Below are 17,062 nucleotides of genomic sequence, written 5' to 3' on the forward strand. Positions count from 1 at the left end.
TAAAAAAACCGCTTAACATTCTAGTGTTAAGCGATTTTCATTTCTTGAAGTTATTAACTAGTTATAAACTAATATGTTACCTAGAATAATTAGGAGCTTCCTTAGTAATGGTTACATCGTGCGGATGACTCTCTGCAATACCAGAAGCTGTAATTCTTACAAACTCAGCATTTTTTTGCTCCTCTATAGTAGCTGCACCACAGTACCCCATACCAGCTCTTAAACCACCAATAAATTGGTGCATAGTTTCGTACAATTCTCCTTTATATGGAACTCTACCTTCAATTCCTTCTGGAACTAATTTTTTACTATTGTCTTCTTCTCCTTGGAAATATCTATCTTTTGAACCTTTTTTCATTGCTTCAACAGATCCCATACCTCTGTAAGACTTAAATCTTCTTCCGTTAAATAAAATAACTTCTCCTGGAGCTTCTTTAGTACCAGCTAATAAAGAACCTAACATTACAGAATCTGCTCCTGCTGCAATCGCTTTAGGAATGTCTCCTGTATATCTAACACCTCCGTCTGCAATAACAGGAACACCTGTTCCGGCTAGAGCTTCTGAAACTTGCATTACTGCAGATAATTGAGGGTATCCTACACCAGCCACAACACGAGTTGTACAAATAGAACCAGGTCCAATTCCTACTTTAACTCCATCAGCACCAGCAGCTACTAAATCTTGTGCAGCTTTAACTGTTACAATATTTCCGGCTACCACATCTAAGTTAGGGTAAGCTGCTTTTACTTCTTTTAATTTATTAATGATGTTTATTGAGTGTCCGTGAGCAGAATCTAACACCACAGCATCTACACCTTCTTTTGCTAATGCTGCTACTCTTACCAAACAATCGTCTGTTGCTCCAATGGCTGCAGCAACTCTTAAACGTCCATATTCATCTTTATTTGCCTCTGGGTTTTCTCTTACTTTTACAATATCTCTAAAAGTAATTAAACCAACAAGTTTAAAATTATCATCAACAATCGGTAATTTTTCTACTTTATTGTCTTGTAAAATTTCCTCTGCTTCTTTTAAAGAAGTTCCTTCTGCAACGGTAACTAAACCATCAGCAGTCATTACTTCCGCAACTTTACGCTCGCTGTCCTTTTCAAAACGTAAATCTCTATTGGTTACAATTCCTTTTAAGATATTATTACTATCTACAACAGGAATTCCTCCAATTCTATGCTCGCTCATTAAATTGTTTGCATCTCGTACAGTCTGATCAGCAGAAATAGTAACAGGTTCTAAAATCATACCGGCTTCAGAACGCTTTACTTTCTTAACCTGTTTTGCCTGATCTTCAATTGACATGTTTTTGTGAATCACACCAATACCTCCTTCTCTAGCAATAGCTATAGCCATATTGTACTCTGTAACTGTATCCATAGCTGCAGAAATAATTGGAGTATTTAAAGTGATGTTTCTAGAAAACTTAGATTGAATAGAAACTGTATTGGGTAGAACTTCTGAGTAAGCAGGAACTAATAATACGTCGTCGTATGTAAGTCCTTCAGAAATAACTTTGTTAGTAGACATTTGCAATTAGATATGAATTAATTGCATGCAAATATACGAATTATTTAATGAATTAAATCATCCTTTATCTAAAGTTGTAATATGACATAAATCATTGTCTAAAAAACTGACTGTTAGTATCTTTAAGATAAGAAACAATAAAACAACACCTTATGAAAAATATAATAATTCCCGTAGATTTCTCTAAATATTCCGAGTATGCACTTAAAGTGGGTGCTATGTTCGCAAAAAAGCACCACTGTAAATTAACACTTGTACACATGCTAGAAATGCCAATGGGCTATTCTCAGTTAGATGCTGAACATGCTAAAGCAATGGTATTTATGTTAAAATTTGCAGAGAAAAAATTTGAAGACTTTGTAGACAAAGATTATTTAGAGGATATAGATATAAATATAATTATAAAGCACTTAGCTTTATTTCCAGAAATCAGTCATTTGGCAGAAGAAGAACAAGCAGATTTAATTTTAATGGGGTCTCATGGTGTAAGCGAACACAATGATTTCTTCTTAGGTTCTAACACAGAAAAAGTGGTAAAAACATCTAAAACTCCTGTACTTGTTATAAAAAAAGAATTGGATAATATAGATTTTAAAAATGCTATCTACGTAAGTGACTTTAAGCAAGAGTCTGTTAACACCTATAAGAAAGCTAAAAAGTTTTTTGACATGATTGGCATTAAATCTAAGTTGCTCTTTATAAACAAAGCTGATGGAGGATTTATTTCTACAAAAGAAATGGAAGACAGGTTTAAAAGTTTTTTATTGAGCGCTGAAAACAGTCTAGAAAATTTAGATTCTTTTGAAAATTATGATGATTATACAGTACTTGACGGTGTAAAATATTATATCGAAAAAAACAATGTTTCTCTAGTCTCTATTGCAACACATGGAAAATCAACCTTGTCTAAGTTTTTCAACCACAGTGTTTCTCTAGACATCGCAAACCATATAGAAACACCTGTATTAACCTTACTCATTTAGGTAAATAACAAATTATATGTAACCAGTTGTAGTTTACTATGACTGGTTTTTATTTACCAATAATGCCACTGTAGCATCTCCCGTTACGTTAATTGTAGTACGTAACATATCTAATGGTCTGTCTACAGCAAAAATTAAAGCCAATCCAATAGGTAATAAATCTTTAGGAAAACCAATACTGTCTAATACAATAATCAACATTACCATTCCGGCACCAGGTACTGCTGCAGAACCTATAGAAGCTAGCAAGGCAGTTATAATAATGGTTATTTGATTTTGAAACACCAAACCTTCTGGCCACAATACTTGCATAATAAATACTGCTGCTACAGCTTGGTACAAACTTGTTCCATCCATGTTAATAGTAGCACCTACGGGCAACACAAAACTGGCAACCTCTTTTTTAACTTTTAAATTTTTATCTACACACTCCATAGTAACTGGTAATGTAGCTGCACTAGAACTGGTAGAAAAAGCTAATAACTGTGCAGGAGATATATTTTTAAGAAACCATAAAGGTGATTTTTTTATAATCAGAGCAACGCACAAACAGTAAAAAACAATCATAATCGCCAATCCTCCAATTACCACTGTAGCATATTTTAACAAAGCTAAAAGAATACTAGCATCGTTAGATGTTACAATTACAGTTGCCAACAAAGCAAAAACAGCAAAGGGAGCAAAAAGCATTATAATATCAATCATTTTTAAAATGACTTCATTAAGCGAGTCGAAAAAATCTTTTAGCGGCTTTGCCTTTTTTTCGTCTATTAACAACAAACACACTCCTAAGAACAAAGTAAAAGCGATTACTTGCAACATATTTCTATTGTCGCTCATGGCACTAAAAATATTTTTTGGTGCTAAATCTTCTACAAACTTTAAAGGACCTTTTGTTTTTTGCGAAGCTGCAGTTTCTAGCTTTTTTTGCAAAGATGCATCTCCTACGTAATTTTCTTTTAAGGTCTGAACGGTTTCTTTGGAAATTCCTTCTCCTGGTTTGGTTAAATTAACTAAGCCAAGACCAATAACTATCGCAACCAAAGTGGTACAGACATAAATAACCACCGTCTTTATCCCCATAGATTTAAACTTAGAGATATCTTTTAAATCTGCCACTCCTTTAATCAACGATCCCATAATTAAAGGAATCGCAATTAATTTTAATAGATTTACGAAAATGGTTCCAAAAGGTTTAACCCAGTTGATTGTAAACTCTTTACCTCCAGAAATTTGTGAGACCATAATTCCAAAGACAACTCCTAGAATTAACCCAATAATAATCTTCCAGTGTAATGCTATTTTTTTCATAAACCTACTTAAATATAGTTGCAGGTAAAAATAGAGAAACTAAAACAATCTAAAGGTGTTAATTAGCAGTTACAATCATCTCCTCCACAATTTTTCTTAGATTTTTTTCTGAAAAATTTAAAATACAGGAACCTAAGTGCTATAAAAACAGTAATTACAACTAATATATTCTGTACAAACTTCATTTACACCAGTGTTTGATAAGCAATAAAAGCAGTTACATATGCCAGTCCAGACATGACAAACATCTGAATTAAAGGCCATTTCCAACCATTGGTCTCTCTTTTTACAATTGCAATTGTACTCATACATTGCATGGCAAAAGCATAAAACAACAATATAGAAACTCCGGTAGCAAAAGAATAAACAGGCAATTTAGAATCTTGGTATACTTCCTTTTTCATTCGGTCTTTAATAGTAGACTCATCTTCACTACCAATACTGTAAATGGTTGCTAAAGTTCCTATAAAGACTTCTCTCGCTGCAAAAGAAGTAATAATACCAATTCCAATTTTCCAATCGTACCCTAAAGGTTTTATAACAGGTTCTATAAATTTCCCCATTATCCCTATATAAGAATGCTCTAATTTGTACGAAGCAATTTCTGTTTCTAATTGTTCGTTTGCATAGGTAGGATATTCGTTTTTAACAATTTCTTCTGCATTTTTCATGTGCTCTCCAGGACCATATGAAGCTAAAACCCATAATAAAATAGAAATGGCTAAAATTATTTTACCCGCTTCTAACACAAAAGCTTTGGTTTTCTCTAATACATTATAAGCTACGTTTTTAAATAACGGTAACTTATAATTTGGCATTTCTATTACAAAGTAAGACTTGGATTTTATTTTTAGTGTTTTATCTAAAAGAGCAGCCGCTAAAATAGCTGTTACAAACCCTAACAAATACAAGCCCATTAATACAAGTCCCTGAACGTTAAAAGATAAAAAAGTTTGTTCTGCAGGAATTATAAGACTAATAATAATAGCATAAACAGGTAAACGAGCCGAACATGTTGTAAACGGAGTTACTAAAATCGTAATCAAACGCTCTTTCCAGCTTTCTATATTTCTTGCAGCCATAATTGCAGGAATGGCACAGGCTGTTCCAGAAATTAACGGAACAATACTCTTACCACTCAAACCAAATCGTCTCATTATTTTATCCATTAAAAAAACAACACGACTCATATACCCACTTTCTTCTAAAAATGATGTAAACAAGAATAAAAAAGTAATTTGAGGAACAAAAATAACAACCCCACCTACTCCTGGTATAATTCCTTCTGTTAACAAGCTCGTAAACGCACCTTCTGGCAAGTTTGTCTTTGCAAATTCAGAAAGACTCGCAAAGGCACTATCTATAAGATCCATAGGAACTTCGGACCAAGAAAACAAAGCCTGAAATACCGTAAACAGAATTGTAAAAAACACTAAATATCCATAGACTCTATGAATTAAAATACGGTCTAACAAAGAGCGAATGTCTTTGGCTTTTTGAGGATCTTTACTATAGGTTTGTTCTAAAACTTCTTTTAAAAACTGATACCTTCTAACGGTCTCTAAATGATGTCTCTTTTTTTCATTTGTCGCAAACTTATTCATGACAGAATCATGTTCTACAAAACAAGGAGCAGTGCTTAAGTCTGAATAAGAAGCTATTAATTTTTTTAAATAAGAAATTCCTTTGTTCGCTTTAGAACTCACCAAAGCTATTTTGGTTTCTAACAGCTTTTCCAGCTTAGGTATGTCAATATCAATCCCTTTCAATTTCATTTGATCGGTCATATTAACTGCTAGAATTGTTGGAATTCCTAAGTCTTTAATTTGTGTGTATATAAAAAGATTTCTCTTAAGATTTTCTACATCAACCACAACAACAACTACATCTGGGTGATTTTCGTTGCTTTTATCAGAAAGTACTTTTACAGCTACATCTTCGTCCATAGACGTTGCATTTAGACTGTAAGTACCTGGTAAATCAATAATTTCTGCTTGTACTTTAGAAGAAATCTGAGTACGTCCTACTTTTTTATCTACAGTAACTCCAGGGTAATTTCCTACTTTTTGATGTAAACCTGTTAACCGATTAAAAAGAGATGTTTTTCCCGTGTTAGGATTCCCAATTAATGCTACTTTAAGTTCCCTCATATTCTTTCTACTCCAATTTTAGAAGCCACATCTAAACGAATTGCTAAATACGTACCTCCAATATTTAAGTACAATGGATCTTGCATTGGGGCTCTTTGTAACACTTCTACATAACTCCCTTCTATACAGCCCATTTCAATTAATTTTAATGGAATATCTTTTTCTATGTAAGACTTAATTATAGCTCTCTCCCCTCTTTGTAAATCTGCAACGGTATTTGCTTTCATTCAAATTCTTTGATTAATTTCGATTCACTTAGCACTGATAAACAAACCTAATATAGGTCACTAAATACTAGAAACATACTAGCTTCTTTGCCGAATAAAACGAGAAACAAAGATATAAACTATTTAGATTTATTTAAAATAATTAATCTTATTTATTTTAAATAAAGCCAGGTTTTAATTTCTTAAAAACCTGGCTTACATAAACAAAACAAACTATCTATCTATCTATTACTATATACCATATGTAATAAAGTATCGTGTACAAATATATTATTTTTATTTATTCTAAATAAATATTATTGATAGATTTGTAAAAAAAATACATTCATGAAAACAATGCATAAAATTTACCAGAACAATTTAGGGACTAGTTACAAAATTGAGAATAACAATATCCCTTTTGACATGATTGCTTTAGAGATACTACAAGTCTCCTTTTTAATAAATGACAAAGAATTAAAGGCTTTTGTAAATTCTGCACAAGAAATTTTAAACCACTATGCCAATTGTTCTTGCGAACCAGACCAAGAAAATAAAATGGTAATCTACAAAGCAAAACAAGCAGAAATTAGAATGCAATTAAGCTACAATCAGCTTACACTCTTAAAAGATTTGTTAAAAGGAACTGATTTTAAACTATCTATGAATAGCCTCTTAAAAAAATATAAGATTTCTTAATTATTATTTTAATCAAATCTAAATAAAACTATATTTGTAGCGAATATAATTTTTAATAAATCTAAATAAATGAAAAACTTTAAACATTCCCGCAAAATTATTGCACTCCTATTTGTAGCAATAATTAGTAGTTGTAAAAATGATGACACCGCTGACAATGGAACAGAAACCATTAAAAATTCTTTTGTAGAGAATTACACCAACATTGTAGCAGCAAACTATAACGATTCGTATACTACTGCTGTTATCATGAAATCTAAAATTGATGCATTTCTAACAACTCCAACAAGTTCTTCGCTAGAGGAAGCCAAACAATCATGGCTGTATGCTCGTGACTACTATGGACAGACAGAAGCTTTTAGAGAAGCGAATGGTCCTATTGATAATGATGATTTATTAGCTACAGAGGGTCAAATAAATGCATGGCCTTTGGACGAAGGATATATTGATTATGTTTCTAATGGTAGTGGAAGTATTATAAGAGGTGGGTTAATTAACGATACAGCATTTGATTTAACAGAAGCTGCTATTATTGCGAAAAATGAAGAAGGTAAAGACGACAACATTGCTACAGGTTGGCATGCTATTGAGTTTTTATTGTGGGGACAAGACTTAAACGAAGGAGGTGACTACACTAATTCTGGAAACAGACCTGTTACTGATTACACCTCTGAATTGAATGCTACAAGAAGAAAACAGTATTTACAAATTGTAACAGACTTATTGGTGAATGATTTAAAAGATTTAAAAGATACTTGGGCCAACGGAGGTTCTTACAGAGCAACTTTTGAAACATTAGATGAAGCGGTAGCTTTAAAAAACATATTGAATGGTATTGGTTTTATTTCTAATGGAGAGGTTGCTGCTGAACGATTGGATCCTGCAATAGATGAAGGTCAAGAAAACGAACATTCTTGTTTTTCTGATAATACCAAACAAGATATGTGGGCAAACGTTCATGGTATTCATAATGTTATTTCGGGGAAGTATACAATGGAAAACGGTAGCGTTGTTAGTGGAGTTTCTTTAATAGAATTAACAGCTAAAGTAGATGGAACAGTTGCTACTGCATTAACTACGGCTGCAAACAATACCTTAGCTAAATTAGATGCTCTGTTAGCTATTGATAAAAACTTTGACGAAATTATTTCTGAAGAATCCTTAGGTTCCAATGGACCTGCTGGGCAATTATCTCAGGCCTTAAAAACACAAGGAGGTGCTATTGCAGAAGCTGCAGCGGCTTTGGATGTTACTATTAGTATTGAATAATAAATCTTTTAATTTATATCAAAAAACTGAAACCATCTATTTAAGGTTTCAGTTTTTTGATGCTTTCTTTTAACGACAATGAAACATACATCTTGGATAATCATTGCTTTTTTTTCTTTTTCTTGTGCAAACGATGATGCCTTTGATACTGAAAAAGAATTTATTGAAAAGCATTACGTAGAGGGTGAAGAAAATTTAGTCTCCGAGCTTTCTACCGATGCTTTTACGGCAGACAAAGCTTTTGGTAGAGGTATACCTACCCTAACAGATTTAGAAACTTCGTTTTTTGGGGTTGGAAATGCCATGTTCGATCAGAGTTGGGTCTCCTCTCCTGCTACCACAACATCTAGAGATGGTTTAGGACCTCTTTTTAATGCCAGAGCTTGTAGTGCATGTCATCAAAGAGATGGTAGAGGAAAGCCTCTTGTACAAAACAGAGAAGGTTCTAATGGTTTTTTAATTCGTTTGAGTCTAGGGAATTCTCTAGCAGATGGTCCCATAGCTTTTCCTAATTATGGAGGACAATTACAAGACGATTCTAATTTGGGAATACAACAAGAAGGAAACATAGAGGTTTCTTTTGAAGTGATAAAAGGAACGTATACAGATGGAGCAACTTATGAATTAAGAAAACCAACCTACAAGATTGTAAACACAAATTACGGAAGTATAGACGGGGTTGAACAATCTCCTAGAATTGGACAACAAGTAATAGGTTTGGGGTTTATTGATGCACTTTCTGAAGAAAGTATTTTAAAAAATGCAGATGCAAATGATTTAGATGGTGATGGAATTTCTGGAAAAGCCAATTATGTATGGAATGTGAAAGAGAAAAAGTTAAGCATTGGTAAGTTTGGTTGGAAAGCCAATCAACCTACACTAGCACAACAAGTAGCAGGAGCTTTTAATGGAGATATGGGGCTAACAACTTCTATATTTCCTAATGAAAACTGCCCAAACGGAATAGATTGTTCCAAACTACCTAATGGTAATAACCCAGGAGAAACTGTAGAAGTACCAGATACTCAGTTCCAGAGAATCATGGTATATCAGGCTGGTATTTCTGTTCCCGTTCGTAGAAATGTTAAGCATATAGATGTGCTAAAAGGAAAAACATTGTTTCACAATCTTGCTTGCGTAAAATGCCATGTAGACAACTTTACAACTGGTAACTATTCATTTATGCCTCAATTAGAAAACATCAACATAAAACCTTATTCCGATTTTTTACTACACGATATGGGAGAAGGATTAGCAGATAATCGTGGAGATTTTTTAGCTAATGGAAAGGAATGGAGAACACAACCTTTATGGGGCTTAGGATTGATTGAACTCGTAAACGATCATACTTTTTTATTACACGACGGTAGAGCTAGAAACATGGAAGAAGCAATTCTTTGGCATGGTGGAGAAGCAGAACAGTCTAAGAATAATTTTATGGAGTTAACCGCTGAAGAAAGAAATCAATTGATCCAGTTTTTAAACTCATTGTAAATGAAACATATACTTATATTACTATCCATCGTATGCTTGGTTTCATGCAAACAAGATAACGATACAGAGAACGTACTAAATACAGCCTTTTATAAAGACTATTATCAACTTAATATCTTCCCCGCTATTTCAGCAGTTAAAAACGAATTAACCCAAGAAGTTATTCTCATTCAGAATTTTAAACAGTCCAAAAATATAGCTGACTTTAATTTACTAAAAACTCAATGGTTAAAATGTGCAAAGGCATATGCAAAAGCAAGAGTATATAATTTTGGATTGATTAAAGAACGTTTTTATGACACTAACATTTACAATACCCCTATAAATACAGAAGCCATTGAAAGTTATATAGCCCTAAAGGAAGTCTACAATACTTCTTTTTTCAATTCTAAAAGTACAGTCACTAAAGGACTAGGGAGCTTAGAATATCTTATCTACCATGAATACAATCCTGAGTTGGCTTATTCCTTATTGGTAAATGATGATTTTAGAATTAATTATTTATTAGCGGCTACACAAGAAGTATTAAGGCAAATAAATCTAATTATGGATGTTTGGGAGAATGAGTATAAAGAAACTTTTATTCTTTCTGAAGGAAAATTATGTTCTGAAAACGCAAGGTGTCTTGCTTTTAATCAACTGATAAACATTCTGGATATTACCAAAGTTACTAAAATTGGAAAAACTACAGGAATAGAAGCTATTAACAAAGCCCCAAAAGATTTGGAAGCTTATAGAAGCAAATCTTCATTGATTCTAATTGCATCTATGTTAGAAGAAGTAAAATATGTGTATTTAGAAAGCAATGCAAACTTTGCCTCTATTGTTAATACAATTGATAGCTCTCAGCTTATCTCTTCCAAAATAACCGCTACCTTCAAAAAAATAGAATTAGAAATGACAACTTTCAGCAATAATTTATACGATGCTATTAATACTGATGCAAGCACCGTAAAACCAATTTATGATACGTTAGGAGAATTGGTTATTCTATTTTCTGTAGATGCCGCAAGTACACTTTCTGTCACTGTTTTACCTACAGACAATGATGGAGATTGACTTTTTTTTAAGCCTAAAAACAACAAACAGCTAAAAATCAACAGCTAATATTTTGCGTGAACCATTTTTTTTACTATCTTCAAGTCAGAAATATTTTACTATGGTTAAGAAAAAGATGTTAAATACCCCTAACATACTTTGAGAAAGTTTAAATCTCTAACAATTACCCCACCCAACTTAGTATCATATTTTCAAAAATAGAAAAGCGTTCAAATTAATTTTTGAACGCTTTTTGTTTGTCTATTATTTACATGATGAACCCTACCAACTATATGGCTACAATTAACTTTTAACTTCTTTTAAAAAGAATATTTAAAATAAAATGCAAAAACTACGTGATTACACAGGTATGTTTTTTTGGGTGCACTATACATCTTCTGTATCTTTGTATAAAAGTTGCAGAAAAAGAAAAAAAATTGCTAAAAAGAAAAGAAAAAAATACAGAGGCTTATGCTTCTGTATTTTTTTTTGCAATAGTCTGTACTCTCTACAATAAGTATTACAGAAAATATTACCTCTAAATTATAAAGATTTTTACCAGAATATAAAACACTATATATCAACACTTAAAACTCTAAAAAAGCAACAATAAGACTACTGCTTAGTACATTTTAGGCAATAAAAAAGCACTACCTATATAGAGTGCCCCCAAAATGTTAGACACAATTTGGGGGGTATTTTTATGTCTAGAAAAGTAAAGTACACATTTGAATTTAAACGTAAATGTGTTTTGTTGTTTTTTAAAGAACATCAATCAGTTATTAGTATTTGTAAAGAATTAAAGCTTCATCATTCTATTGTTTACCGTTGGTGTCAGCAGTATGAGAAAGATGGTCTACAAGGATTATTACCAAAACAAACAAAGCATTACTCTCCATCTTTTAAACTAAATGTATTACAGGCTATAGATAGAGAAAATCTTTCTATGGCTGAAGCTAGTTTAATTTTTAATATCGGAGGAGATTCTGTAATACATAATTGGAGGGTACGCTATAATTCTTTAGGTTTGGAGGGTCTACAAGATAAGCCTAAAGGTAGACCTATTGGTATGAAGACTAAACATACAAGAAGTAAATCTAAACCATTAACTAAAGAAGAAGAACTTTTAAAAGAGAATCAATCTTTAAAAGCAGAACTTGATTTGCTAAAAAAGTTACATGCCTTAGCTCAAACCAGAGAGAAAAAGCAATAGCCATAGATGGGTTAAGGCATAAACATGATTTATCACTATTGTTAAAGCATGCGAATATGGCTAGAAGTAGCTTTTATTATCATTTGCAAAAAAGTAGAGAGCCTGACAAATATGAACTTATTAGAAAGTTAATTACTCAGATTTATCATCAAAACAAAGGAAGATATGGTTATAGAAGGATCACCTTAGAGTTAAATAATCAAGGAATAATGATCAACCATAAGACAGTATTTAGACTAATGAAATCTATGAAGTTAAAGTCTCTAGTCAGAATAAAAAAATATCGTTCTTATAGAGGGAGTCAGGGAAAAATAGCTCCTAATATTCTCCAACGAAATTTTAAGGCATTAAAACCTAATCAAAAGTGGGCTACAGATATTACAGAATTTAAAGTTCTGGGTGAAAAACTATATTTATCACCAATTATAGACTTATATAACAGAGAAATTATAAGTTATCATATCTCTAGAAGCCCTAACTTCAAACAAATAACAACCATGCTTGACAAAGCTTTTAAAAAGCATAAGCTTAATAAAACCTTACTGCATTCTGACCAAGGGTGGCAATATCAAATGAAGAGATATCAGACTTTATTGAAAAAAAACAATATCATTCAAAGTATGTCTAGAAAAGGAAATTGTTTAGATAATGCTATTATTGAGAACTTCTTTGGAACTTTGAAATCAGAACTATTTTACCTAAAAAAATGGAACTCAATTAATCAACTGGAAAAGGAAATTAAAGAATATATTAGCTATTATAATGAGGAGAGAATCTCATCGATTTTAAATGGAATGAGCCCGATAAAATATCGAGCTCAATTCTATAAGTAATTTTTAACCGTCCAACTTTTGGGGGCTAGTCCAATAGTAGTGCTTTTTTAAATTCTGTAAGAGTAACTATTTACTTTTATTTCTTGTAGCTAGCCATTGCTTGTTTTGCCCAAGCTATTAAAGCTTCTTTCTCTGTTTCGGTTAAATCTCCATGTAGTTTCTCGTAAGATTCTAAAGGCATTTTATCTTCTTCTACCTCCTCTTCTACTTCGTGTAACTTGTGTTTTTTCTTTTTAGCATCGTAATTAGCCCAGTTAGAAAAATCTAAATGCTCTTTACCTTCTTCTACATGGTGTCCTATCCAAAAAGAAACAGGAGCAATTTTAGAATACCATGGATAAGCTGTTTTGTTACTATGACAATCAAAACATTTGGCTTCTAAAATTGTTTGTACCTCTTTACTTGGTTTGGTTTCGGCTAAAAACAAATCAACTTCTGGAGTTGCTGCATCATTTTTTTCAACCCCAATAAATTGGATACCAACTAAAACAATAACTATTACTAATAAAACTTTCTTAAGCATATCTATTAAAATTTAATTTCTAATGTAGTGTAAAAATATCTAGGTTCTGCAGGAATTATTCCAGGCCCAGGATACCCCGTAGCTCTTCTTGTAAAATAACTCTTGTCTAATACATTGTTAACTCCCCCTTCTAATTTAAAGTTTTTTGAGATCTGATATGACATCGAGAAATCTAAAATATCGTAACTAGGAATTGCACCAATTACATTGGAGCTGTTTGTGGCTGAATAAGGTGAATTTGTAACGTCTGTATATTGTTCGCTTACATACGTGTACTGAAGATTTGCCAATACATCTTTCCAACCAAAACTAATTCCTGTTTTTAAATTCATGAAAGGAATAAATTCTACTTCATTTCCTTCTATTCCATTTTCTTCAGATGCTATGTATTCTGATTGAGTTAAAGAAAGGTTTGAGAAAACCTCTAATTTTAAATCTTCTGTTTCTTTAAAGAATGTTTCTTTTAGGTTCCATTGTAATAATGACTCTACACCATAAATAAATGCAGTTCCAATATTTTTTCTTACCCATTGAGCCCTGCTATTTAAAACTTGTCCTATTCTGTTATCATAGTATAAACCAAACACATTGGCATCGTATGAAAAAGCTTTTTTAATTTTTCCTCTTATTCCTAAATCAACATTAAATCCTTTTTCATCCGTAATATTTTCATCAATAATAAAAGAAGGGTTTATGGTTCTAATGTCTGAGAATGTTACAGAGCGATAATTTTGTGATGCGTTTGCATATAGCTCCAAGAAACGAGAAGGCTTATAACTTACTCCCAAACCTAATAATACAAAGTTTCTTACAAAACTATTATTATCATCAATCGTAACGCTTAATGAAGGAGTATTGTAATTATATGCATAATAACTTCCTTCTGATTCTGTTTTGATATGTTCAAACCTGAAACCTGGAGTGATGCTTAAATGCTTATTGATGTTGAATATATGCTCCCCAAAAATAGAAGTGTTGAAATTAGGAAACTTAAAATCATTTTGATTTGGATAATTTGTTTCAGCTGGAGAAAAATTAAAATCAGCATCTGTTCCTCTACTTCCTCCTCCTTGTTTTTGTGCATTATTTGCATTGTAAACTTTAGCTCCTAATAAATAGTAATTTGTGTTATTTCCTATATCATAATTAGATAAGAATCGAACTTCTGCACCATAGTTTTTAAAATCTCCAATTAACAAATCCCTAGGTCCATAATTTCCTAATTGTTGTTGATCTACTTCTGCTCCATTATTTCTAAATAAACGTGGACTTTGTTGCGTTGGGTCTCCTCTATATCCAACCGCTTTTCTACTGGCATCCAAAGCAAATAAACTTACTGTTAACTTAGAAACATCTGTTAATTGATGTTCGTACTTTAAATTGTACAACCTCCAGTCTACTCCAAACCAGTTACGTGTTAAATAACTCTGCGTAGGGTCTTGCAAAAACTCAAAATCCGAAAGACCTCCAGGTTGATGTGCTACATAATCAAAGTCTGTCATTTCGAATGCTATTTTAGCAGCATCGTTAAACTTATACCCTAAGTGAACAAATAAATTGTTAGAATTATAATCTGAGTTGGGTCTAAACCCCTCTCCTTGCTTATAGTTATAATAAGTATAGTACGAAAACTTACCTACGGTTCCACTTAAAGAGGTAAAATTAGTGTAGGTTTTAAAAGAAGCAGCTGTATTTCTAGTTAAAAATTCAATAGGCTTCTCGCTTGGTTTGTGTGTAATAAAGTTAATTAATCCTCCAAATTGTGTTCCGTATTGTAAAGAAGCAGCTCCTCGTATTACTTGAATTTGCTCTAATGCTTCTGAAGGTGTGGTATAATAGCTTTCCGGATACCCTAAAACGTCTGCACTAATATCGTAATCGTTCTGACGAGTGTTAAAGTTAGCCGTTCTGTTAGGATCCAACCCTCTTCCTCCAATATTTAATTGCAAACCTCCATCGTTGCTATCGTAAATGTTTAAACCCGCAACTTTAGAGAAAATCTGTCTAGGATTATTAGTAGACTTACTACCACCTACCAAATCTACATTTACTACCTCTGTCTTTTTCCCTGCGTAAATATGAGTTCCTACTACAGGTTTTAACGTAGTGATGGCATAATCTATTCTTTTTTTAGCATTCAATACTACAGTAGACAACTCCTCTTTTAAAGGAACCATTTTTAATAACACTTCCTTTTCTCCGTTCAACACCAAATCTTTCTCTACGGTATCATACCCATAATGAAAAAGAGTTACATGAATTTTAGGTTGTTTTACACGCACCAACAACTGTCCGTTGGCATTGGTTATACCTAAATGTTTTCTTCCGCTAATTACTACCTGAACATCTTCTAATGGCAAAGACGTTTGAGCATCTATTACTTTGAAACTAGTTTGTTGGGCAAATCCCAATTGCACAAATAATAGCGCTACTACAAATCCTTTAATATCCTTTAATTTCATCATTTAAGGGTAAAATCCATGTTTTGTTATGAAAACCTTCTTCTTCTTTGTACAAATCAACTTTTGGATCTATCAACAATTGATTTAACCGTCCGTTTAAGGCTACATAACTCTCTGCAAAAACCTGTATATTCTGATGTCCTTGGCTTTTAAAATGATCGCCTAAATAATGAGCGTATTCTAAAATAAAATCTGGCTGAAAACTCATTTGTTTGATCTGAAAAGATGTTAAAAAGTCGGAGTTTTTCACATGAAAATATTTCCCAGACACACTATCTTTTACGGTAAACGTAGTATAACCAGCCTTCTCCATCAACATTACTCGCCAAGAAAATCGGAACCCTTGCTCATGCCAAAACAATTCGCCAGGATAGCACAAATTTCTGAAGGGCAAAATTAACTGAAAAACTATAAATAGACTAATTATAAATAAGATAATTTTCTGCTTTTTTACAGCATACATTTCTGACACATTAGATCCACTTAAGCCGTTGATTTTAAACACTTTTTTAAGCGCATAAATAAACTTTTCATGTAACGACCCATCAAAGAAAATTAATGTTGCACAAATCATTATATAAGGAAACATTCCAATGTTAAATAAGATTCTGGTAAACACATGAAATACCACAACAGCTACAAATGCAAAAGGTCTTGTTTTTTTGTACCACAGAAAAAAAGGGATGGTTAAATCGTACAATGCCCCACTCCAACTCATGGTATAATGAAACCATGTATCATTCATTAAATTTCCTACTATAGGTAAGTAGGTTTTAGTAGACAACCATATTTTTAGAGGCTGTGCTCTTAACAACCAGTCTGAATTTAATTTGGCTAAACCTGCAAAAAAATAGACAATCCCCAATAAGAATTTAATACTATCTACCGTCCAACTAGAAACATACTTATACTCTTTTCCTTTCTTTTTAGCATCTATAGAAAAGGAGCTATGTAAAGGCAAAAAACAAAGTAAAAAGCTAAGGACACTAATAAAATAATAGTGATTTAAGTAAGTAGTTTTATCAATTAATTCAATATAAGTAAAGCTTAAAAAAAACAGCAGCATTGATAGTCTATATCTGTAGCCTATAATAATACCAACACAAGCCGTTATTGCCAAAGCAAAAAGCCCATAGGTATAGTTCCCTAAAGACTTTACCCAGCTAAAACCATAATAAGTAAAATGAAAATTAGGGAGTATGTAAAACTTTTCTACCCACCCCATCGCTATAAATCGGATTAAGCTAAAAAGCATTAAAACTCCAAATAGTATACGAAAAGCAGCTAAAGTAGCTGCTTTTGTTTTATTGTTGTGTATGTAATTCTGAACTAAATTCATGA

The 17,062-nt window shown here is 32.4% G+C and carries 14 protein-coding genes; 7 read left to right on the plus strand and 7 right to left on the minus strand.

The window, feature by feature from the left end; all coding sequences use genetic code 11:
• Positions 1 to 76: 76 nt before the first annotated feature.
• The gene (gene guaB / locus ACXHHC_RS02525) at positions 77 to 1,540 is read right to left on the minus strand and encodes an IMP dehydrogenase (protein ID WP_458228084.1); all 1,464 of its coding nucleotides are present in this window, start codon (positions 1,538 to 1,540) and stop codon (positions 77 to 79) included.
• A 152-nt stretch (positions 1,541 to 1,692) separates the two neighbouring features.
• Here guaB and ACXHHC_RS02530 point away from each other — a divergent pair, with 152 nt between their 5' ends.
• Positions 1,693 to 2,523 (plus strand): universal stress protein, encoded by an 831-nt coding sequence (locus ACXHHC_RS02530; protein ID WP_458228085.1) that lies wholly within the window; start codon positions 1,693 to 1,695, stop codon positions 2,521 to 2,523.
• Positions 2,524 to 2,559: 36 nt separating this feature from the next.
• On the opposite strand, the gene ACXHHC_RS02535 is transcribed toward ACXHHC_RS02530, so the two are convergent.
• From ACXHHC_RS02535 to ACXHHC_RS02545, 3 genes are all read right to left on the minus strand, one after another.
• Positions 2,560 to 3,834, minus strand: a complete 1,275-nt coding sequence (locus tag ACXHHC_RS02535; protein WP_458228086.1) for a dicarboxylate/amino acid:cation symporter — start codon at positions 3,832 to 3,834, stop codon at positions 2,560 to 2,562.
• Between the two features lie 185 nt (positions 3,835 to 4,019).
• Positions 4,020 to 5,984, minus strand: a complete 1,965-nt coding sequence (gene feoB, locus ACXHHC_RS02540) for a ferrous iron transport protein B (protein ID WP_458228087.1) — start codon at positions 5,982 to 5,984, stop codon at positions 4,020 to 4,022.
• Positions 5,981 to 6,211 (minus strand): FeoA family protein, encoded by a 231-nt coding sequence (locus tag ACXHHC_RS02545; protein ID WP_458228088.1) that lies wholly within the window; start codon positions 6,209 to 6,211, stop codon positions 5,981 to 5,983. The genes feoB and ACXHHC_RS02545 overlap by 4 nt, the downstream gene beginning before the upstream one ends.
• A gap of 327 nt (positions 6,212 to 6,538) precedes the next feature.
• Between ACXHHC_RS02545 and ACXHHC_RS02550 the strand changes: the two genes are divergently transcribed.
• The 6 genes from ACXHHC_RS02550 to ACXHHC_RS02575 all read left to right on the plus strand — a co-directional run bounded on the left by ACXHHC_RS02550 (position 6,539) and on the right by ACXHHC_RS02575 (position 12,736).
• Positions 6,539 to 6,889 (plus strand): hypothetical protein, encoded by a 351-nt coding sequence (locus ACXHHC_RS02550; RefSeq protein WP_458228089.1) that lies wholly within the window; start codon positions 6,539 to 6,541, stop codon positions 6,887 to 6,889.
• Between the two features lie 69 nt (positions 6,890 to 6,958).
• A complete protein-coding gene (locus tag ACXHHC_RS02555) occupies positions 6,959 to 8,158 on the plus strand; it encodes an imelysin family protein (RefSeq protein WP_458228090.1) in 1,200 nt (399 codons plus the stop codon).
• A gap of 78 nt (positions 8,159 to 8,236) precedes the next feature.
• A complete protein-coding gene (locus ACXHHC_RS02560; RefSeq protein WP_458228091.1) occupies positions 8,237 to 9,652 on the plus strand; it encodes a di-heme oxidoreductase family protein in 1,416 nt (471 codons plus the stop codon).
• Positions 9,653 to 10,711: an imelysin family protein gene (locus tag ACXHHC_RS02565; RefSeq protein ID WP_458228092.1), complete on the plus strand. Its 1,059-nt coding sequence runs from the start codon at positions 9,653 to 9,655 to the stop codon at positions 10,709 to 10,711. It abuts the gene before it with no gap.
• Positions 10,712 to 11,393: 682 nt separating this feature from the next.
• Positions 11,394 to 11,903 (plus strand): transposase, encoded by a 510-nt coding sequence (locus ACXHHC_RS02570; protein ID WP_458228093.1) that lies wholly within the window; start codon positions 11,394 to 11,396, stop codon positions 11,901 to 11,903.
• 2 nt (positions 11,904 to 11,905) lie between these two features.
• Entirely contained in the window at positions 11,906 to 12,736 is an 831-nt protein-coding gene (locus ACXHHC_RS02575) for an IS3 family transposase (RefSeq protein WP_458229216.1), read from the plus strand.
• A 76-nt stretch (positions 12,737 to 12,812) separates the two neighbouring features.
• On the opposite strand, the gene ACXHHC_RS02580 is transcribed toward ACXHHC_RS02575, so the two are convergent.
• Genes ACXHHC_RS02580 through ACXHHC_RS02590 form a run of 3 tightly spaced genes read right to left on the minus strand, consistent with a single transcriptional unit; the run spans position 12,813 to position 17,060 of the window.
• Positions 12,813 to 13,259 carry a heme-binding domain-containing protein gene (locus ACXHHC_RS02580; protein WP_458228094.1) on the minus strand — a complete coding sequence of 149 codons (447 nt, stop codon included), beginning with the start codon at positions 13,257 to 13,259 and terminating at the stop codon, positions 12,813 to 12,815.
• Positions 13,260 to 13,264: 5 nt separating this feature from the next.
• Positions 13,265 to 15,721 (minus strand): TonB-dependent receptor domain-containing protein, encoded by a 2,457-nt coding sequence (locus tag ACXHHC_RS02585; RefSeq protein ID WP_458228095.1) that lies wholly within the window; start codon positions 15,719 to 15,721, stop codon positions 13,265 to 13,267.
• A complete protein-coding gene (locus tag ACXHHC_RS02590; RefSeq protein ID WP_458228096.1) occupies positions 15,702 to 17,060 on the minus strand; it encodes an HTTM domain-containing protein in 1,359 nt (452 codons plus the stop codon). Before ACXHHC_RS02590 ends, ACXHHC_RS02585 begins: the two co-directional genes overlap by 20 nt.
• Between the last annotated feature and the right edge of the window lie 2 nt (positions 17,061 to 17,062).

Source organism: Wenyingzhuangia sp. IMCC45574 (assembly GCF_054182685.1).